Annotated in this window: 17 protein-coding genes; 4 read left to right on the top strand and 13 right to left on the bottom strand. The window is 62.0% G+C overall.

Features of this window, described 5'->3' with window-relative positions:
• Positions 1-57 precede the first annotated feature (57 nt).
• A complete protein-coding gene (locus tag VHO05_RS12165; protein ID WP_329646842.1) occupies positions 58-720 on the bottom strand; it encodes a hypothetical protein in 663 nt (220 codons plus the stop codon).
• A 98-nt stretch (positions 721-818) separates the two neighbouring features.
• On the opposite strand from VHO05_RS12165, the gene VHO05_RS12160 reads away from it, so the two are divergent.
• Positions 819-1478 carry a LysE family translocator gene (locus VHO05_RS12160; RefSeq protein WP_329646841.1) on the top strand — a complete coding sequence of 220 codons (660 nt, stop codon included), beginning with the start codon at positions 819-821 and terminating at the stop codon, positions 1476-1478.
• A 57-nt stretch (positions 1479-1535) separates the two neighbouring features.
• Here VHO05_RS12160 and VHO05_RS12155 read toward each other — a convergent pair whose 3' ends face one another.
• On the bottom strand, positions 1536-1784 hold the full coding sequence (locus VHO05_RS12155; RefSeq protein ID WP_329646840.1) for a hypothetical protein: 249 nt from the start codon (positions 1782-1784) through the stop codon (positions 1536-1538).
• Between the two features lie 151 nt (positions 1785-1935).
• Positions 1936-2286, bottom strand: coding sequence for a TIGR02301 family protein (locus VHO05_RS12150; protein WP_329646839.1), 351 nt, complete (start codon positions 2284-2286; stop codon positions 1936-1938).
• Between the two features lie 331 nt (positions 2287-2617).
• On the opposite strand from VHO05_RS12150, the gene VHO05_RS12145 reads away from it, so the two are divergent.
• On the top strand, positions 2618-4357 hold the full coding sequence (locus VHO05_RS12145; RefSeq protein WP_329646838.1) for a hypothetical protein: 1740 nt from the start codon (positions 2618-2620) through the stop codon (positions 4355-4357).
• Between the two features lie 11 nt (positions 4358-4368).
• Here VHO05_RS12145 and VHO05_RS12140 read toward each other — a convergent pair whose 3' ends face one another.
• Positions 4369-4824: a YaiI/YqxD family protein gene (locus VHO05_RS12140; RefSeq protein ID WP_329646837.1), complete on the bottom strand. Its 456-nt coding sequence runs from the start codon at positions 4822-4824 to the stop codon at positions 4369-4371.
• A 70-nt stretch (positions 4825-4894) separates the two neighbouring features.
• On the opposite strand from VHO05_RS12140, the gene VHO05_RS12135 reads away from it, so the two are divergent.
• A complete protein-coding gene (locus VHO05_RS12135) occupies positions 4895-5530 on the top strand; it encodes a TetR/AcrR family transcriptional regulator (RefSeq protein WP_329646836.1) in 636 nt (211 codons plus the stop codon).
• A gap of 6 nt (positions 5531-5536) precedes the next feature.
• On the opposite strand, the gene aspS is transcribed toward VHO05_RS12135, so the two are convergent.
• Both aspS and VHO05_RS12125 read right to left on the bottom strand, forming a co-directional pair.
• Positions 5537-7339 (bottom strand): aspartate--tRNA ligase, encoded by a 1803-nt coding sequence (gene aspS / locus VHO05_RS12130; RefSeq protein WP_329647521.1) that lies wholly within the window; start codon positions 7337-7339, stop codon positions 5537-5539.
• A gap of 271 nt (positions 7340-7610) precedes the next feature.
• The gene (locus VHO05_RS12125; protein ID WP_329646835.1) at positions 7611-8144 is read right to left on the bottom strand and encodes a hypothetical protein; all 534 of its coding nucleotides are present in this window, start codon (positions 8142-8144) and stop codon (positions 7611-7613) included.
• A gap of 447 nt (positions 8145-8591) precedes the next feature.
• Between VHO05_RS12125 and rnd the strand changes: the two genes are divergently transcribed.
• A complete protein-coding gene (gene rnd, locus VHO05_RS12120; protein ID WP_329646834.1) occupies positions 8592-9749 on the top strand; it encodes a ribonuclease D in 1158 nt (385 codons plus the stop codon).
• A gap of 19 nt (positions 9750-9768) precedes the next feature.
• Here rnd and VHO05_RS12115 read toward each other — a convergent pair whose 3' ends face one another.
• The 7 genes from VHO05_RS12115 to VHO05_RS12085 all read right to left on the bottom strand — a co-directional run bounded on the left by VHO05_RS12115 (position 9769) and on the right by VHO05_RS12085 (position 18565).
• Positions 9769-10662 carry a DnaJ C-terminal domain-containing protein gene (locus tag VHO05_RS12115; RefSeq protein ID WP_329646833.1) on the bottom strand — a complete coding sequence of 298 codons (894 nt, stop codon included), beginning with the start codon at positions 10660-10662 and terminating at the stop codon, positions 9769-9771.
• Between the two features lie 147 nt (positions 10663-10809).
• Positions 10810-12342, bottom strand: coding sequence for an exopolyphosphatase (locus tag VHO05_RS12110; RefSeq protein WP_414653779.1), 1533 nt, complete (start codon positions 12340-12342; stop codon positions 10810-10812).
• Between the two features lie 263 nt (positions 12343-12605).
• On the bottom strand, positions 12606-14801 hold the full coding sequence (locus tag VHO05_RS12105; RefSeq protein ID WP_329646831.1) for an RNA degradosome polyphosphate kinase: 2196 nt from the start codon (positions 14799-14801) through the stop codon (positions 12606-12608).
• A gap of 74 nt (positions 14802-14875) precedes the next feature.
• The gene (locus tag VHO05_RS12100; protein ID WP_329646830.1) at positions 14876-15607 is read right to left on the bottom strand and encodes a DnaA ATPase domain-containing protein; all 732 of its coding nucleotides are present in this window, start codon (positions 15605-15607) and stop codon (positions 14876-14878) included.
• Positions 15604-16725: an AI-2E family transporter gene (locus VHO05_RS12095; protein WP_329646829.1), complete on the bottom strand. Its 1122-nt coding sequence runs from the start codon at positions 16723-16725 to the stop codon at positions 15604-15606. The genes VHO05_RS12100 and VHO05_RS12095 overlap by 4 nt, the downstream gene beginning before the upstream one ends.
• 12 nt (positions 16726-16737) lie before the next feature.
• Positions 16738-17268 carry a CDP-alcohol phosphatidyltransferase family protein gene (locus VHO05_RS12090; protein WP_329647520.1) on the bottom strand — a complete coding sequence of 177 codons (531 nt, stop codon included), beginning with the start codon at positions 17266-17268 and terminating at the stop codon, positions 16738-16740.
• A 184-nt stretch (positions 17269-17452) separates the two neighbouring features.
• Complete coding sequence (locus VHO05_RS12085; RefSeq protein WP_329646828.1) at positions 17453-18565, bottom strand: DUF2066 domain-containing protein; 1113 nt, start codon at positions 18563-18565, stop codon at positions 17453-17455.
• Positions 18566-18605 lie beyond the last annotated feature (40 nt).

Genomic DNA, 18605 nt, shown 5'->3' with positions numbered 1-18605 from the left:
ATGCCATTACGCACGAAAGCGCACCACCGCGCGGCTAGTTCCCACTGAATTCATTCCTCAATTTGCCTGGTCATACTTGCGGAACGTGTGCCAGGTCCCGTCGGCTCCGATCGCCAGCCGCCACGAAGTCCATTTCTTCGCATCCCGCATGGATTTCGCCGCTGCAACCGGCATGAGACGATAGAGATCGACCTCTTCCGCGGGCGTAAGACTATCCAGCGGGAGCTCGGCGACGTAGGGCCATACGTAGACCAACGTATTCTCGGGATCCTTGCCGATCGCCAGCCGCGCAGGAGGCAACGCCAGCAGATTGGCGATCACAGCCAGCACCTCGCGACCGCTTCCGTCGCTGGAATTCCGTCGCCAATGTGCAATTGGATCGTCGTTTGCCTCTTTGCCGAAATCGGGCTTGATCTCGTTCCACTCGATTGCGTCTTTGAGATCCGCAACATTGCCCGAATGCACGGCGGCAAGGATCTGCTCCCGCATGTCGATCACGCTCTGCGGCAGAGCACCATGAAAAGCACGCTCCTTCGGTACGGGACGGGACGGAGCAGATTGCGCTTTGTCCCCTTCGCCCGCGGCAAAACCGGGGGAAACGGCATGGACAAGGCAAAACGCGACGGTTACCAATAATCCCATGCCGCGCAGGACGACGGCATCACGCAGCCGAGGCCTTACGGCGAAGAGCTTCGTAACTGTTCTCGGTTTATGACGCATGGGGCTCCGTTTTTTTCCTTCCATCGACCTGCTGAGCTAGGTCCAACTCGAGGTGCAATGCCGGAAGTCGATCGAGCGCTGTCCCGGCGGTGGCGCGCATGCAGCTAGTCCCAAACCTTCTCATCATCCCCGTGGGAATTCTGATCGGCGTGCTTGTCTCGGCTCCCGTCGGGCCCGTCAACGTACTCTGCATACAGCGCGCAATCGAGCGCGGTTTCTGGGGAGGTCTCGCCGCCGGTATCGGCGCGATGTTGGGCGACGGATTGATTGCGTTGTTTGCGAGCCTCGGCGTCGGAGCAATCTCGGGCGCCATCGAGCACCACCGTCAAGGCATCCAGATCGTCGGCGGGCTAGCCTTGATCGTTTTTGGCCTGACGCTCTATCTCGCCCCGCCCCGCCTCACGAACGTCCAGCAGGAGCTTGAGGGCGTGACGTCGCTCCGTGATTTTGCGTGGGACATTCCGAAGACGTTCTTCCTCACCATCACCAATCCAGGCGCGGTGCTCGGTTTGTTCGCGATCTTTGGCGGTATCAGCACGTTCGTCGAGGTTCATAGCTACGTAGATGCGCTCACGATGGTCGCATCCATCATGGGCGGCAGTCTCATGTGGTGGCTTGGCCTGTCACATTTGATCGGTCGCCTACGCCACAAGTTCAGCCCAACCCACTTGGCTTACACGAACCGCATCTCGGGCGCGCTCCTCATCGGATTTGGAGCGCTGCTGATCGGCGAGATGGTGCTGAAGGCGTGGCACTGAAACGCGCCACGACCAAACACCCACACCGAACCCCGAGGTCGCCGCCCGACAGGTCGCCTACTGCACGTTGCGGTCGAGAGTGAACTCACCCATGTCGATACGCCGCTCGAGTCCGACGGCGAGCTTTTTCACGGCGTCTTCGCCGTAGAGCGACACGAGATCAGTCAGCGCGGTGAACAGGGCCGCATAGGCCATCTGCTCCGGCGCCACGCCACTTTCTGTCCCTTCGTCCCACGCTGCCAGAATCAGACTGAGCGCGCGAAAGCTGAGATCGTCGGACGAATTGAGATCAAAATGAGTGTCCATCACGGTCCTTCCCCCAGAAGCTTGCTTGGGAGCCTCAGCGAACCCCCTCGCTTCAGACTCCGCACCCTTTCGAGGGTACACCTAACACGTACCCCCCGCGCGACCAGATGCTGCGGCAATTCACAGTAAACTAGTCGCTACCCCAAAACGCTTACGGCGCCGTCTTCACGAGGCCGTCGGCGATTTGAATTCCTTCAGTCAAAAAGCGTTCAATTGATGACTGCGCCGTCGGGGTACAGGTGACGTAGGTGCGTCGATAGCTGCGGTAACCCTGATTGAAGCTGCGGGTCAGCCGCGCGCGCCGAATGGCCGTTCCACCTTCCGTATCAAGCAATTCCTTCATGCGATCGCGCCAAAGCTGGCCATCGTTGGCACTGCAGAGCTCACGCAGATAGTGAACCGCGCCCAGGATCTCCGCGAGACGCATCAATTTGTCGTCATAGGGTTTTGCGTCGCCGGCTGCCGCGTAGGCCGCGCCAGCCCCAGCACCGAACCAACGCATCTGACCAGACAACCCAGCGACAAACGCCAGGGCGCCAAGCGCCGCTAAGGCAGCAGAAAAACGTCGGCGGTGTTCTCCTGAGCGCAGGCGCAAAAGCACAGTCACGGGCATGCCTCTCTAAGACTCTGCAGGGTTTTACCACCGATTCTGACCGCCACATGGCGGAATATCGGGCAGAGGCATCCGCAGCCCCGTACGGCCCGATTTACCACGATCACTCCACCCCTCGCCGCCTGCGGCGTAAAAGGATATGGTTTCCAGCGCAGTGCAGGGGGACGGCTTCGCGGAGATTGGAACTCCGCAAAGTCGATTGCGTCGGGAGTTGAGTGGGATGGGTTACCGTGGCGACGATTTGGAGCTGAGGACGCCACAGGCCGCGGCGGGCGAGGTCAGCACCCCGCAGGCGCCGTATCCGTTCTCAGCACCCCCGCGGCCCCGGACGTCCCTCGGAGCGACGAACGGCGCACCGATTTGGGTCGACGAAACCGTCCTCGACATCTGCAATCATGCTTACGACATAGCATCGGCCCACCGCGCCATCGAGGTCCGCCTCGAGCATCTGATCTACGCATTGACGCGGACGGATGCGGCGGCAGAGGCCCTGGAAAGTCGTGGGACCCGTGTTGCCTCACTCCGTCGCGAAGCCGCAAGTGTGATCGCAACCGATATCCCGGCTGCACAGTCCAGCGGGAAGACCACGCCGAGGCGTGCGGAGGCCTTCGAGGAGCTTCTGCGGATCGCGGCATCGCACGCCTACCGGCGCCAAGCTCCCGTCGGTGTTGCCGACGTTGTCTATGCCCTATTCGACGGAGGCGCCGACTTCACGAGCGCCCTCCCCCTCCTGCCCTCGGTGTTCCGGCTTGCCCCGCTACCACCGGCCGCGATCCGGCCCGACGCGGAAGGTATCCGTGACCGCACACACGGCCCGGCGGTACCCCTGTCCGTGCTCGGCCTGACGATAGATCCGGCGAGCTTGTCCTCCGCACAAACAACCAATCAATACGCGCGCATCGACGCCATCGAGCAGGCAATACGCGCACTCACTACGGAACTTGCCAACGAACGGAAGATCTTTTCAGGAGTGCTGCAAGACCTGCAGCGTGAACTCATGGCACAGCGCGAAGACACCTCCCGCCTGAGCGGCATCACACAGGACAAGATGCAGGCGTTTCTGACGGCACGAATGCCCGGAAGCGACGATGGCAACGCGCTGCAGGAGCGCCTCGGCCTCCTTGAACGCGCCCTTCAAGCCGAAATCGCCGTAACGCGCTCGGCCGTGGAAGCGCTCGCAGACAAGCCCAACGTCGATCTCTCGCCCGTCCTACAGAAGATCGAAACGATCGAGACCTCGGCAGCGCAGGAGCGCGAACGCGTCAAAGCCGGAGAAGAAGCGTTCTCCGCCAAGATCCAAGCCCTTGCCGGAAGCCTTGATCGCCAACCGGCCGAAATCTCCGGACTGGTCTCGAACCCGCTCGTCGAACATCTCGACGCTCTTGCGCGAACGCGGGATGCTCAGCACGCCTCAGCGACAGACGGCATCGCAGAAACAAATCGCCGTCTCGCCCACCTTGAGGAGATCTTCGCGGCCCATGTCGCGCGTTCAGAGACCGCAGCCGAGGCCGCCGCGCAGGAACGCGCCACCCTTCGCGAGCTGCTCGAACGCCTCACTGAAACCATCGTCCAAGAATCCGATAGCGGCCGGGAGACGTTTGCGAGACTAACCGACAATCTCAGCCAGGACCTAAGCGACCTGCACGACGGTCTCTCTAAGGTCGACACCGGCCAGCTCTCACTGGCGTCGACTCTCAACACCCAAGGCCAGGAGGCCACGACCGCAGTGAGCAGCCTGCTCGCCCGCATTGAAAACCTGGAAAGCGCATCTGCCAAACCCGTCGAGATGCTGGCGGCGCTGTCCACCACGGTCGACAAGATGCACAAGGTGACGGTCGAGAAATACTACCGCCGCAACCGCTTCTGGTACTGGCTGTTCGGCACCGACGACTGGCTCGCCGCAAGCTGGCCGTCGCAATCCAAGCGCGTCGCCGAGGAATTGAAGTCGCTCAAGAGCTGAGCGCCGCACCGTTACGCCTGACCGCGTTTCACCTTCTGCACGGCCAGCTCCAGGGCTTCTAGAAAACGCGAGCGATCCTGCCGCGTGAACGACGCATTGAAGCCGCGGCTTTCTCCGGTCTCCCGCAAGTGCTGCGAAAGATCCCGCATGGCGAGCGCCATGCCGATGCTCGCGTCGGTAAACGGCTTGCCCATCGGGCCGATCGCCTGCGCACCGGCCTTGAGGCAACGGGAGGCGAGCGGAATATCCGCCGTTACCGCGATGTCGCCTTTCCCGATCCGTTCGGCGATCCAGTTGTCGGCTTCATCCGCACCGTCCTGCACGACGACGCGCCGTACGTTTGCTCCCTCAGGAAGCCGCATCCAGGAATTCGAAACGTAGTGGATCTCCCAGCCGTGCCGCTCGGCAACGCGCAGGGCTTCGTCCTTCACCGGACAGGCATCCGCATCGACATAGATCACGTTCACCACAATCGACCCCGCCCCACCTGCCTACAGCCTTACTGCCTACCGCCCGCGAATACGCTACACTTTCCCCATGAGCTGGCACAAAGACCGCGGCCCCGGCGAGCGCCGCGGCTATCATCATGGAAATTTGCGCGAGGCCCTGATCGAGGCCGCGCTGAACCTGATCCGCGAGAAGGGTCCGGCGGGCTTCACCTTTGCCGAGGCCGCGCGTGCCGCTGGCGTATCACCGGCCGCGCCGTACCGCCACTTCCGTGATCGCGACGCGCTCATCGCCGACGTTGCGAAACGCGGCTTCGAGGCCTTCACGCGGGCCCTCGCGGCGGCCTGGCAGGAGGGAAATCCGAACCCGCAGGAAGCGTTCAATCGCCTCGGTGCCGCCTACTTGGCGTTTGCCAGCACCGAACCGGCATACTTCTCCGCCATGTTCGAATCCGGCCTCTCGCTTTCGGACTACCCCGAAGTCCGCGTCGAAGGTGACCGCGCCTTCGCCGTGCTGCGCGATGCCTGCGAGGCGATTATTGCCACCTTGCCGAAAGAGCGCCGGCCTCCGCCGCTGATGATGGCGCTTCACATCTGGTCACTGTCGCACGGCATCGCGGCGCTCTTCGCACGCGGCGACAGCGCGCGCCGCCCGATCCCGATGCAGCCGGAAGAATTGCTCGAGGCCGCCGTCCTCATCTACCTCGACGGCCTCGGCGGACGGTAAAGTCGGCTACTTCTTCTCCGGCGCCACAACGCGGATCGAAAGTTCGCGCAGCTGCTTCGGCGAAACCTCGGACGGAGCGCCCATCAACAGATCGGCCGCCTGCTGGTTCATCGGGAACAGCGCCACGTCGCGCACCGTCTTCGTGCCGGTGAGCAGCATCACCATGCGCTCGATGCCGGCCGCCATGCCGCCGTGCGGGGGCGCACCGTACTGGAACGCCCGATAGAGACCGCCAAAACGCGCCTCGACCTCTGCGCGGCCGAGCCCGGTGATCTCGAACGCCTTCACCATCGTTTCGGGCATGTGGTTGCGCACCGAGCCCGACGCGATCTCGTAGCCGTTGCAAACGACGTCGTACTGGTTGGCCTTGAGCGCGAGCAGCGCATCGCGCCCCTCTTTCTCCGCAGCTTCCAGCGCCTCGCGACCGCCCTTCGGCATCGAGAACGGGTTGTGCGAGAAGTCGATCTTCTTCTCGTCCTCGTTCCACTCATAGAAGGGGAAGTCAACGATCCACGCGAACGCGAAGCGGCCTTCGTCGATCAGCTTCAGCTCGCGGCCGATCTCGTCGCGCGCAAGGCCCGCGAACTTATAGAACTTCGCCGGATCGCCTGCCGTGAAGAAGCAGGCATCGCCCGTCTTGAGTCCCATCTGCGCCTGGATGGCCCCCGCGCGCTCGGCGCCGATGTTCTTCGCGATCGGACCGGCGCCTGCCGCGCCTTCGTCCTCGCGCCAGAAGATATAGCCAAGGCCCGGCTGACCTTCCTTCTGCGCCCAGGCATTCATACGGTCGCAGAACGCGCGTGAGCCGCCGGCCGGCGCAGGGATCGCCCACACGCGAACCTTCGGGTCCTTCTCGATCATCCCGGCGAACACTTTGAAGCCCGATCCGCGGAAGTGCTCGGTCACATCCTGCATCTCGATCGGATTGCGCAGGTCCGGCTTGTCGGAACCGTACTTGGCGATCGCCGTGTCGTAGGGAATGCGTTGCCAGCCGCGGTCCACCCGCTTGCCGTCCGCGAATTCCTCGAACACGGACGTCATGATCGGTTCCATCGTGCGGAAGATGTCTTCCTGCTCGACGAAGCTCATCTCGAGATCGAGCTGATAGAACTCGCCCGGTAGACGGTCGGCACGCGGATCCTCGTCGCGGAAGCAGGGTGCGATCTGGAAGTAGCGGTCGAAGCCCGAGACCATCAACAGCTGCTTGTACTGCTGCGGCGCCTGGGGCAATGCGTAGAACTTGCCGGCATGAATGCGCGACGGCACCAGGAAGTCGCGCGCGCCTTCAGGCGACGATGCGGTGAGGATCGGCGTCGGAAACTCGTTGAAGCCCGCCTCATGCATCCGCCGGCGGATCGAGCTCGTGATCGCGAGCCGCTTCATGATGATGCCGTGCAGCGTTTCGCGGCGCAGATCCAGAAAGCGATAGGTGAGACGCAGGTCTTCCGGATAGTCCGGCTCGCCAAACACCGGAACAGGCAGCTCCTTGGCCTCCGACAGCACTTCGATCTCGGAGGCGTAAAGCTCGATCTCGCCCGTCGGCAGCTCGGCGTTCGTTGTACCCTCGGGGCGCTTGCGCACCTTGCCGTCGATGCGGATGACCCACTCCGAGCGCACCGTCTCCGCCGCCTTGAAGGCGGGGCTGTCGGGATCGGCGACGACCTGCGTCACCCCGTAATGGTCGCGCAGATCGATGAACAACACGCCGCCGTGGTCGCGCACGCGGTGAACCCAGCCCGAAAGGCGCGCTTGAGCGCCGATGTCCGTGGCGCGCAGCGCTCCGCAGGTATGCGAACGGTAGCGGTGCAGCGTGCCGCCCGCGCCCGTCGTGCCTTCACCAGTAGCCGCTGTTGTTTCCGCTGCCATTTGCCGACAAATCCGCCTGAAATTTCGTATTGAAGTTGGCGGAAAAGCGCATGATGCCCCCCCAAAGTCAAGGCTTTGGGGACGGGGCGCAGCTTACGGGCTGTGAACACAGAAAAAGAACAAAATCGAGCTTCCAGAGGCGTGGAAAGCCGTGATCCGCGCCCCGAATCGCCAAGCGTGCCAGGACCTCATCCGCGATAGGCATTCACCCGGGTCAACTGGTTGTCAGCACGAGGAACCAGACCGTGAGCGACCCGGCAAAGAGGCCGATGCTGAGCTTCAGTTTCCAGGAGACGTCGCGGAACTGACGCTCCAGTTGCCCGAGTTCCGTCAGCCGGCGGCCGACGGCTTCAAAGTTTTGAAACGCGTGATAATCGCCTTTTGAGTTTCCATCGATTGCGTCAAAACGGGATTTCAAATAATCAAATCGGCGAGAAACCTCATCGAGCTTCGCCCCGCGCGCTTTATGCTCTTTATCCATAAATTCAGAAAACCGATAATTTCGGGACGCGTCGTCTCGAAGCTCTGCAACGTCGCCTTTTAAGAGTTGCATCTCCCGGCCGAGAGATTTGACCTCCAGCGCCAGCTGATCGAGCTTGATGGCTGTCTCGGCAACAAACGCATCGCGCGCGATGAGCTGGACGGTTGGTCCCGGCTCCGATCTCTGGAGCGCCTTTCTGTCAAGTAGATAACGCTGAAGCACCGAAGTCCCGGCACCGACTGGCCTATGCCTGCCAAGCTCTTGCACGCCTCACTCCTACGCGTCTCAATGACGGCCGCAAAGCCAATGAGTACAACCGGCGGCTTCTCTTCCGCGCACAAACAACAGCGCCAATCACAAGCCGATTGGAGAGTTTTGCGGACCGACAGCAGGCGAATGAATAGCGGAATGGGCACCGAAAAGGGGCAGAATTCCGTAAGTTTCGCTTGGTTGCAGTCCGCGTTCGAGACCGAACCGCGCTGGTCCAGTTTTATACATCACCGGCGTTTTCTTGCCTAGATGCCACACTGCAGGAATTTAAGGTTTTTTGTGAAAATTAATCTGCTCGATTGGTGCACGCACAGCGGTGCGGCGGCGCTTCCTGTCGCGCTTGTTTCCTGGGCATCCGCGCGGACCGACGCGACAAGAAAATCTGCCAGGACCTCGAACGGAACTAGCGACAGCCGCCGATCTCGTGTCTATAAACGACGCGCAATGCGCGTTATCACCTCCACCTCCGCCCTCTCCGAAACCTGCTCCAGGCTCGCCGCCGCCGACTATGTCGCCGTCGACACCGAGTTCATGCGCGAGCAGACCTTCTGGCCGGACCTGTGCTTGATCCAGTTGGCGGGTCCCGGCGACGAGGTGATCGTCGACCCCCTGGCTCCCGGCATCGACCTGAAGCCGTTCTACGATCTCATGGCCGACAGCCGTGTGGTGAAGGTTTTCCACGCCGCACGCCAGGACATCGAGATCGTCTACTCCGAGGCAGCCCTTATCCCGACGCCGGTGTTCGACACCCAGATCGCCGCCATGGTGTGCGGGTTCGGAGAAAGCATCAGCTACGTTAATCTGGTCAAGAAGATCACCGGCCGCGACCTCGACAAGAGCTCCCGCTTTACGGATTGGAGCCGCCGTCCGCTGACGGACAAACAGCTCATCTACGCTCTTGGAGATGTCACGCATCTGCGCGACATCTATACGCACCTGAAGTCCGAACTCGAAACCACCGACCGGGCCTCTTGGCTCAATGAGGAGATGGCCGAGCTCACGGCCCCCGCAACTTACGAAAGCCATCCGGAAAACGCGTGGCAGCGCCTCAAGATGCGGGTGAAGAACCGCAAGGCGCTTGCCGTTCTGATCGAGCTGGCCGCTTGGCGCGAGCGCATGGCACAGACCCAGGATGTGCCGCGCGGCCGCATCCTGCGCGACGAGGCGCTCTACGACATCGCCAACCAGCAACCGACCACCGCGGAGAAGCTTTCCGAGCTTCGGACACTGAGCGACGGCTTCGCCCGCTCGCAACGCGCGAAGGAAATCGTCGACGCCGTCCAACGCGGCCTTGAGCGCGATCCGAAGACAGTGCCGCATCTACCGCACGGCCAGCCCATGTCCGCCGAGGCCACCGCGACCATGGAGCTTTTGAAAGTCCTGCTCAAGGCGTCGGCCGCACGTCACCGCGTTGCTCCCCGCCTCATTGCCGATTCCGACGATCTGGAGCGCATCGCAAGCGAAGCCGAGCCTGATGTTCCTGCCCTCAAGGGCTGGCGCCGCCAGCTGTTCGGCGAGGATGCCCTGAAGCTCAAGCGCGGCGAGCTGGCCTTGACCTTATCTAAGGGCGAAGTGCTGGCACTCGGCCTCCCTGGCCGCTGAGGAGCCAAAAGGGCACAGCCTATTTCCTGGGATCGTACCGGTGCTTCTGGCGCCACTCCGAAAGGAAGTAGGACAACCCTTCGTCGATCGCGTCAGGCAGAACGATCTTGATCGTCACCAGTTCGTCTCCCGTGGCCCCGGTCGTCGCATTCCGCACGCCCTTGCCCTTGAGTCGCAGGACCTGCCCGGAGCTGGTCCCCTTGGGGATGGTGAGCTGAACCCGGCCGCTCGCCGTCGGCACCTCGACCTTGCCCCCGAGCACCGCTTCGTCGATCGTGATCGGCAGATCGACCAGGATGTCGTCGCCCTCACGGCGAAAATCGCGATGGGGTCGAACCCGGATCTCGACGAGCGCATCGCCGGCCTCTCCACCGGCTGACCCTGCCTCGCCTCGTCCCCGCAGCCGAAGCACCTGTCCATCGGACACGCCTTCCGGCACATTGAGATCGAGAACGCCCGCATCCGGTAGGGTCACGCGTTTCTTGGCGCCTTGCACGGCCTCAAGAAAATCGACATCGAGCGTGTAACGCACATCACGGCCACGCGTTGAGAACCCGCTGCGCGCGCCGCCAGCTCTGCCCCCTCCTGAAAAGAGGTCGGAGAAAACGTCGCCGAAATCCTCGAAGATCGGTCCGCCCCGACCGCGCCCTGCCGCACCCGCGCCCTGCGATCGCCAGGCCGGGCGCCGCGGCTCGCCCGACGCATCGATTTCGCCGGCATCGAACTGTCGCCGCCTGTCCGTATCGCCCAGAATGTCATGCGCCGCGGTGACCTTCTTGAACCGCTCCTCGGCCGTTTTGGACGGGTTGACGTCCGGATGCAGCTCCTTGACGAGCTTGAGATAGGCTCGCCGGATCTGTTCGTCCGTCGCGCCGCGCGGTACGCCCAAGATTTCGTAAGGATCATCGGCCATGAAAAGAGTGCGTCCTAGAGCGTGAGTAAGAAGCCGGTACTGCCCCCCGGGCCACGAACGGCCCGCTGCGACGCCAAGCTCCACAGTGCTTGATAAGGGATGTCACAACAATGAGGCCAGATCAAAAATCGCGCTTGGGCTGCCGCCTCAATTTGCGACCCGAATTTCCGCTTCGCGCGCCAGCAGCTCGGCCAGCAAACCGAACCGGCGCCTGAGGCGTTCGCCGTCAAGCGCCGCATATGTCCTTGGGATCGTGAGGACGAGCTTCGGTCCTTCGTAGAAGAGCTTCGTCTCGTCGATCACGCCGGGCATGCCAATTGAGAGCATATGAGCCGCCCTCACGGCCGCGCCGATGATTCTCGCCCTCTTTTGCGCCCGCTTGCTGACAACGAGGCGCAGGCGTGCCGCAAGGTCGTCGCTCCTTTTGCCGTCATCCGTGCCTACATGGCGATAGTAGACGGCCAGCGCAAGGAAGATGCGGCCGGGGTGATCGATACCGGCGAACCCGGCGTGCGCGACCACATCCAAGCTTTGTTCGCCGCGATGATCCGGATGGGCGCGCCAGCCGATATCCGAAAGAAGACACGCCGCGTGGCGAAGACGGCGGTCGTCTTCCGTCTCCTTCGGACCGTCACCCTCGAAAAGCGTGTCGGTCCAGGTGCACAACTCGCGCGCGTGCTCTAGAGAACGCGACCGGAGACGCGCATAGTCCTCGCAATAGCAGAGCAGAGGATCTTTCGCCTGCTCGTGCGGTGTCATGAGGCTGAAAAGCAACCCCTCGCGAATGCCGAACACCGAAAACACCACTTCGGAGGGGGCGAGCGCTTCGAGCAGGCGCTCCAGAACGAGCGCGCCGTAGGGAACGACGTCGCGTCGCGCACGCGCCACGTCATCCATACCGGGCAGCGCTGACACCTTCTTCGTGCGCCGCACGAACTGACAGAACTCGATCGCCTCGCGCGTCGGGATTGCATAACCGTGCATGACCCGGAGCGGATAGTTGGTCTGCTCCATATGCAGCTTGGCAAGAGCGCGCCAAGTGCCACCGACTGCATAAAAAGGACGCCCCCGTCCATGTGTCAGCCATTTGACCTGAGCCAGCGCCTCGTCCACCAGCGGCAGCGCACGATCGATCTTGTTTCCCGTCTGATCGATGAGCCTCAGACCGCCGAGCGGCAACGTCACCGCATCGTTGAGACGGTCCTTGTAGATGTCGATGACCTCCAGGCTGCCGCCACCGAGGTCACCGGCAAGCCCATCTGCGGCGAGAAACCCCATCCGGATTCCATATGCGGCGAACTGCGCCTCCTTCTCGCCGGAGAGCACCTCGACACGAACGCCCGCAGCCTTCTCCGCCATCTGGATGAAGCTCTGCCCATCCTCGGCCTCGCGCACGGCCGCCGTTGCGAGCACGCGCAAATTCTTCACCTTGAGGATGCGTGCAATTGCATTGAACCGGCGCAACGCTTCGAGCGCGCGTTCAACGCTCTCGACTCCGAGCTTTCCCGTTGTCGCGATCGACTTTCCTAGACCGCAGAGAACCTTTTCGTTGAAGATCGGCAGTGCAGATCGGACGGCACCTTCGTAGACGACAAGGCGCACCGAGTTCGATCCAATGTCGATCACGCCGAGCGGTTCAAGCTCCGTTGCTTTTCCCCGTCCGCCGAACACTTGCACCAAGCTCACCGATTGCTCCGCGAACACTGCATTTGGAGGAAAGCCTTCTCCGCATCACTGCCATGCGACGGACGGGCGCCGGTGCCGCAGCGAATACCGGTATCAAGGAACGGCACTGATCCAGATTGTGGTGTTGGTGCGGAGTTCGGCAACACCCTAGAGCCCCTTGGTTATGATTATGTCTCAAAGCACAAGGTAGTCCGCGCTCGGGATCGCAAGAAAACCGAGATCCCGCCAGCTTGATAGGGTTTCACACGATCTCGTGTCTAGTCTTTTTGCAGGAAGTCGAACCGGGGTGGAAAATGCTCTTTGAGGGCTCGACCGCGGCCAGACAGCGACGGATTGGTCATGAAATATTTGTGGGCATTGAACGGCATCTCGCCGGGCCCAGGCTCGATGCGCGACGACGAGCCATCCGGTTTGATTTCCCAGCTCTGCTGGTTGTCCTTGAGGTTCGCCACCATGATCTGATCGAGGACCTGCTCGTGAACCGTCGCATTCTTGATCGGCACCATTGCCTCGACACGGCGGTCGAGATTCCGGGGCATCATGTCGGCCGAGCTGATGTAGACCGCGGCCTTTGGTGACGGCAGTCCCTCGCCCTCGCCGAAGCAGTAGATCCGCGCATGCTCGAGAAACCGCCCGATGATACTCTTGACGCGAATGTTCTCGGAGAAACCGGGAATGCCCGGTCTCAGGCAACACACACCGCGAACGACAAGATCAATTTCAACGCCCGCTTGGCTCGCCTCGTAGAGCGCGTCGATAATCTGACCATCGACGAGCGAGTTCATCTTCATCCAGATAGCGCCAGGCCTGCCCGCCTTCACATGCGCGATCTCCCGATCGATGTGATCGAGGATGCGCCGCCGGATACCGCGCGGGCTCGCCGCCATGGTCTCCAGCTCCGCCGGCTCGCCGTAACCGGTCACAAAATTCAGCACCCGAGTGACGTCGCGCGCGATGGTCGGATCCGTCGTGAACAGCGAGAGGTCCGTATAAATACGAGCCGTCTGAACGTGATAGTTGCCCGTGCCGATGTGGCAATAGGTGACGAGCTCCGAGTTCTCGCGACGTACGATCTGTCCGAGCTTCGCATGCGTCTTGAGTTCGATGAAACCGTACACGACATGCACGCCCGCGTTTTCGAGGTCGCGCGCCCATCGGATGTTTGCGGCCTCGTCGAAGCGAGCCTTGAGCTCCACGACGGCTGTAACGGATTTTCCGGCCTCGACCGCCTCTTTCAAGGCCTGCACGATCGGGCTATCGCGTGACGTGCGGTAGAGCGTCCACTTGATCGCCATGACGTTGGGATCGGCCACCGCTTGGCGGAGGAACTGCACCACCACATCGAAGCTCTCGTACGGGTGATGAACGACGATGTCTTTCTTGCTGATCGCCGCAAAGCAATCGCCGTTGAACTCGCGGATACGCTCCGGGAAGCGCGGATTGTAAACTTTGAAAATGAGGTCCGGCCGGTCTGCCACGATCAACTGAGACGTATCCGACAGGCCGAGCAAACCTTCTTTCAGGAACACCGACTCCTCGCCCACCTCGAGTTCGTCGATGACGAACTTCTTGAGGCGGTCGGGCATGCGCGCATCGAGCTCGAGCCGGATCACGTGTCCGCGACGGCGCCGCTTCAGAAGCGTTTCGAACGAGCGTACCAGGTCTTCGGCTTCTTCCTGTAGTTCCACGTCGCTGTCGCGCAGAACGCGGAACGCACCCTGGCTCTTGACATCGAAGCCGGGGAACAGCTCCGAGATGAACATGCCGATCAGCTCTTCGAGCTGAATAAAGCGGAGGTTCGTGGACTTCCCGGCATTTTCCGCACGCAGGCGAATGAAACGCTCAAGCTGGCTCGGAATGGGAATGAGCCCGCTCATCGCCTTTGCATCGCTCTTCCTCTGCATCCACACGACCATCGTCAATCCGAGGTTGGGGATGAACGGGAAGGGATGTGCAGGATCCACGGCAATCGGAGTGAGGATCGGAAACACGTGGCTCATGAACAGCCGCTCGAGCCACACGGTCTCGCTTGCCGTCAGCGCGCTTGGCTCGACGATCTCGACCCCGGCCGCGGCCATATCCTTCTTGATGTCGTTCCAGCAGGCCTGCTTATCGGCGACAAGCTTGGCCGCGAAGCGATTGACCTCTTGCAGCTGCTGCTTCGGCGTCAAACCATCCTGGGTGAGCGTCGTGACGCCCGCCGCGATCTGCCCATAAATACCGGCAGCGCGCACCATGTAGAATTCATCGAGGTTCGACGCGGAGATGGACAGAAACCTGAGCCGCTCCAGCACGGGATGCTGCTTGTTTTGCGCTTCCTCGAGTACGCGGCGGTTGAATTGCAGCCACGAAAGCTCGCGATTGTAAAACCGCGCCGGTCCCTCGGGCACTTCAAGTGCAGCAGCCTTCTCGCGTACGTCCACCTTGCTGAGCTTTCCCTTTGCCGAGGCCATGTCGTCGATTCCCTGCAATCATGCGAGCAAACCGTCCGCATGAGGCTGATCAACTGTAACGGTATGATGACAGTCTACACCGTGTCGTCCTCGCCCACATCAGGGCCATCATCGGACTGTGGCGCCACAGCGGCCAGCGCCGCGGCGGCCACGGCGCGCGTAACCTTACGTTGCATTGCGAGAGAAAGCCGGTCGCACGCGGCAACGACCTGCACGGCGACCTCCATCGACCGATCCATATGCAGCGCCAGATAGCTCACAACGTGCGGCTCGACGGCGAGTTGCAGATCGGAAAACAGCTTGACCAGTACCGAGCGCAAAAGACCATCGTCTGGCGGCTCGATCGCCACCGGAGCTGTGGCCCTGAGCCGCGATCTCAGATCGGGCAACGCAATCGATAGCTCTCCCGGCGCGACCCGAGAGGTCAGCAACAGCGATCCCGACTTCTCGCGCGCGAGGTTCATGAGGTGAAAGAGCACCTGCTCGTTTCCGATCCCCCGGTCCACATCTTCCACCACCAGCGCACGCCGCTGCTCGAACACCGGAACGGCCGTTTCGGCGAGGCTCTGGGCAGCAACGAGTGCGGCCTCCGAGCGCAAACGCCAAACGTTGGCGAGATGGCTCTTTCCCACACCCGCAGGGCCGACGACGAGCGCGGTCGGCCGCGGCCAATGCGGCCAGCTGTCGACAAGCTCGACTGCTGCCGCGTTGGAGCTGCTGACCAGGAAATCTTGGGCCCCCTGCGCTTGCCGGTGGGGGAGATCGAGGACGAGCTGCTCAGGTTGCGCATTCGCGCGTACGGTCATGAAGTGGTCTCGCGTGTAAGTGATGGCGCGGTCGTGGCGCCGAGAGTGCCCTGATAGACGGGGCTCTTCAAATATACATCGAGCGCAAAACGGATGAGTACTCCGAGTGCCGCAGCCAAGGGCACCGCCACGAGCGTTCCCACAAGGCCGAACAGATAGCTGAATACAAAAAGGGCGAAGATGAGCCAAACGGGATGCAGCCCGATTTTTGAACCGACAATGGTCGGGCTGAGAAACCCGGCGTCGAGCGCCTGCCCGCCAAGAAATACGCCGATTACCAGAAAGATCGGTAGCATCTCGGGCCAGAACTGCATGACGGCAACCGTCGTCGAAATCAGGAACCCGAGGGCCCAGCCAATGAACGGAATGAACGCGAGGAGGCCTGTGGCCAGCCCGATCAACAGACCGTAGTTCAAACCGACGGCTGAGAGTGCCACGGCGTAGAAGCAGCCGAGAATGAGGCAAACCGTGCCTTGCCCGCGCACAAAGGCAGCCACGGCATCGTTCATGTCTGACGCCAGCGTCCGTATCGACGACGCATGTCCGCGCGGCAACCAGCCGTCGACCTTCGCCAGCATGGGATGCCAATCGACGAGCAGGTAGAAGACGACAAGCGGCGTCACCAGCATCAGGGCAAAGAAATTCACGATCGCGAGGCTGCGGCTCCAGATCGATGTGGCAGCCCAGCCGGCCAGGCTCGCCCAGTTTTCGGCCAGTGCATCGGAGGCGCGCCCGATCTGACTGTCGAGACCGGCATACCCCGGCCCCAAACGCTCGCGCGCCCAGATATCGAGAATCTCGCGCAACCGCGTGAGCTCACTGGGGAGCGCCTCGGCGAGCGCTTGCGCCTGCGCCAGAATGATCGGCACGATCAGCACCAGCGCCGCGATAACGATCACCGCAAGTGTGACGACAATGAGCAGCGAAGCAATGATGCGGTTGAACCCCATGCCCACGAGCCGGTCGGCGAGCGGGCTGAGAAAGTAGGCGAGTGCAATACCGGCAACGAACGGGAGGAGAATGTCCTTAAGGATAGCGATTGTGAGGATCAGCAGACCGGCTGCGGTCACCCAGAACAGAACCTGCCGCTCCCCTCGCATATCTTCCCCCGTTTCCATTGAACGGGACTTTTACCTAGACATATGCCGAAGCCAAGCCCGCAGATACGCCCAGAGGGACGCGATCGTAAGCACCCCCGCAATCCACACCAGCGCGATGCGAAGCGTCTCGAGCCCCAGCCCGAAGCCGTCATCGGCAAGGACCGTCGCCGCGAGGATGATCTGCGCAACTGTGTTTGCTTTGCTGACGGCGAGCGGGCTGATCCGGACCGGATGATCGAGCAGCCACGACAGCATGACGCCGACGACGATAAGGATGTCACGCGATACAACGGCAATCACGAGCCAGGACGGCAGCGCCCCCCTAAAGCCGAGCGCAACAAATATTGAGACGATGAGCAGCTTATCGGCGAGCGGATCGAGATAGGCGCCGAGTTCGGTCGACAGGCCGAAGCGCTTCGCGATGAACCCGTCGACCGCATCGGAAATGCCGGCCAGGACAAAGGCAAAAAACGCGAGCTGGGTCTGTCCCGACACCAGAAGCCAGAACACCACCGGAACCAGGATCACGCGTCCCAGCGTGATCAGGTTCGGAATGTTCAAATGCGGGGGAACTGAAACGCGAAAGACCATTCGTTACGTCACTCGGTCATTCATCCGGCGGCAGAGTTGTGGCGCGATCATCGCACAGCAACCACATGTCGCGCATCCGATCTCAAGATCGAGACGCACAAACCACGCCAAAGCCCTTATTTTCAATGGAAATAATCAAGAGGTCCGATCTCGGTCAGTATCCGGAACGCAACGTCCACGCTCCGCCCCCGCCCGATAATGTCAATCCCTGCTTGGCAAGTACGGGGGCAAGCCCCGCTCCTCCGCCCGGATAGCGCACCGAAACGTCGGCCGTTCGCGCCGAAACTGCACCGATGCGAACGTCGTCGATGCCGGGCGTTTCCAGCAACTGCCTGCGCAAGTCGTTCCACTCCCCGAGGCTCGAGAACTCGACCGCCATGCGGATCTCGCCGCCGCCACCGAAGCTCCCACCCTGTCCACCGTCCTCGGATTTGGCAACCTTCCACCGTCCCTCGAGGACCCCTTGCGTAACGACCGCCGCCAACTCCATGGCATAGCCGACATCGCCATCCGGAACGCGATAGCTGCGCCGCCACGAGAGCAGCCCCGCCGCATCGATGCCGGCGAGCGTGATGCTGACTTGCCTGCTTCCGGAATCGACATCCGCAATCGCAAACAGCACGAAATCGGCCTTGTACTCGCCCGTCAGAACACTCTCGACTCTATCGTCGCCGTTGAGCATCGCCATGATCGTGTCTTGGTGAATGCTCGGCAACAGGGTCTCGATCCGAAGCGGCGTCAGCGTGTTGTCGAGGTCCAGCCCCTTCCACACCTGGTTCCAATTTCCGCTCGCTGCCCGGTAGCGCAAGGCACCCCCTTCGCCCGCTTCAGCGGTCACCGGGACGAGCACCATGCGCGGTGATTGCTCGTCCACAAACGGCACGCCTTCCCGTGTGAGAAGATCGCGCACGGCATCGGCCTGGAACGAGAAATCCAGGCTCGCGATGTAGCGCGTGCTCGAGTTGGACTCGGATCGGATCGCGACGCCATCGACAAAATTTGCCGCGCGGAGCGTCTTCAAGCGATCGATTCGGTTGTAGGCCGTCACCGGCACCAATCGCTTCAGCAGCGCGCCGAGCGCCGCCTGTTGGCCGTCCGCGTGTGCCTTTTCCTTGGCCGCCACGGCGTCCTTGGCCGTTGCATCGACTGGGTAATTGGCGACCGTATACACCTTGTTCGAAGACGCACCGGCGAAGGGCGCGCCGCCCGCGACAAAGGCGAGCAGCACGCCGAGGGTCAGCGGCGTAATCAAGCGTCGAGCTGTCAAATCATCCCTCCAGCGCCTTCCAATGGCCCGCGCATTCAGT

The organism is Hyphomicrobium sp., assembly GCF_036262015.1.
Classification (GTDB): domain Bacteria; phylum Pseudomonadota; class Alphaproteobacteria; order Rhizobiales; family Hyphomicrobiaceae; genus Hyphomicrobium_C.
This window is presented reverse-complemented; position numbering and strand designations above follow the sequence as displayed.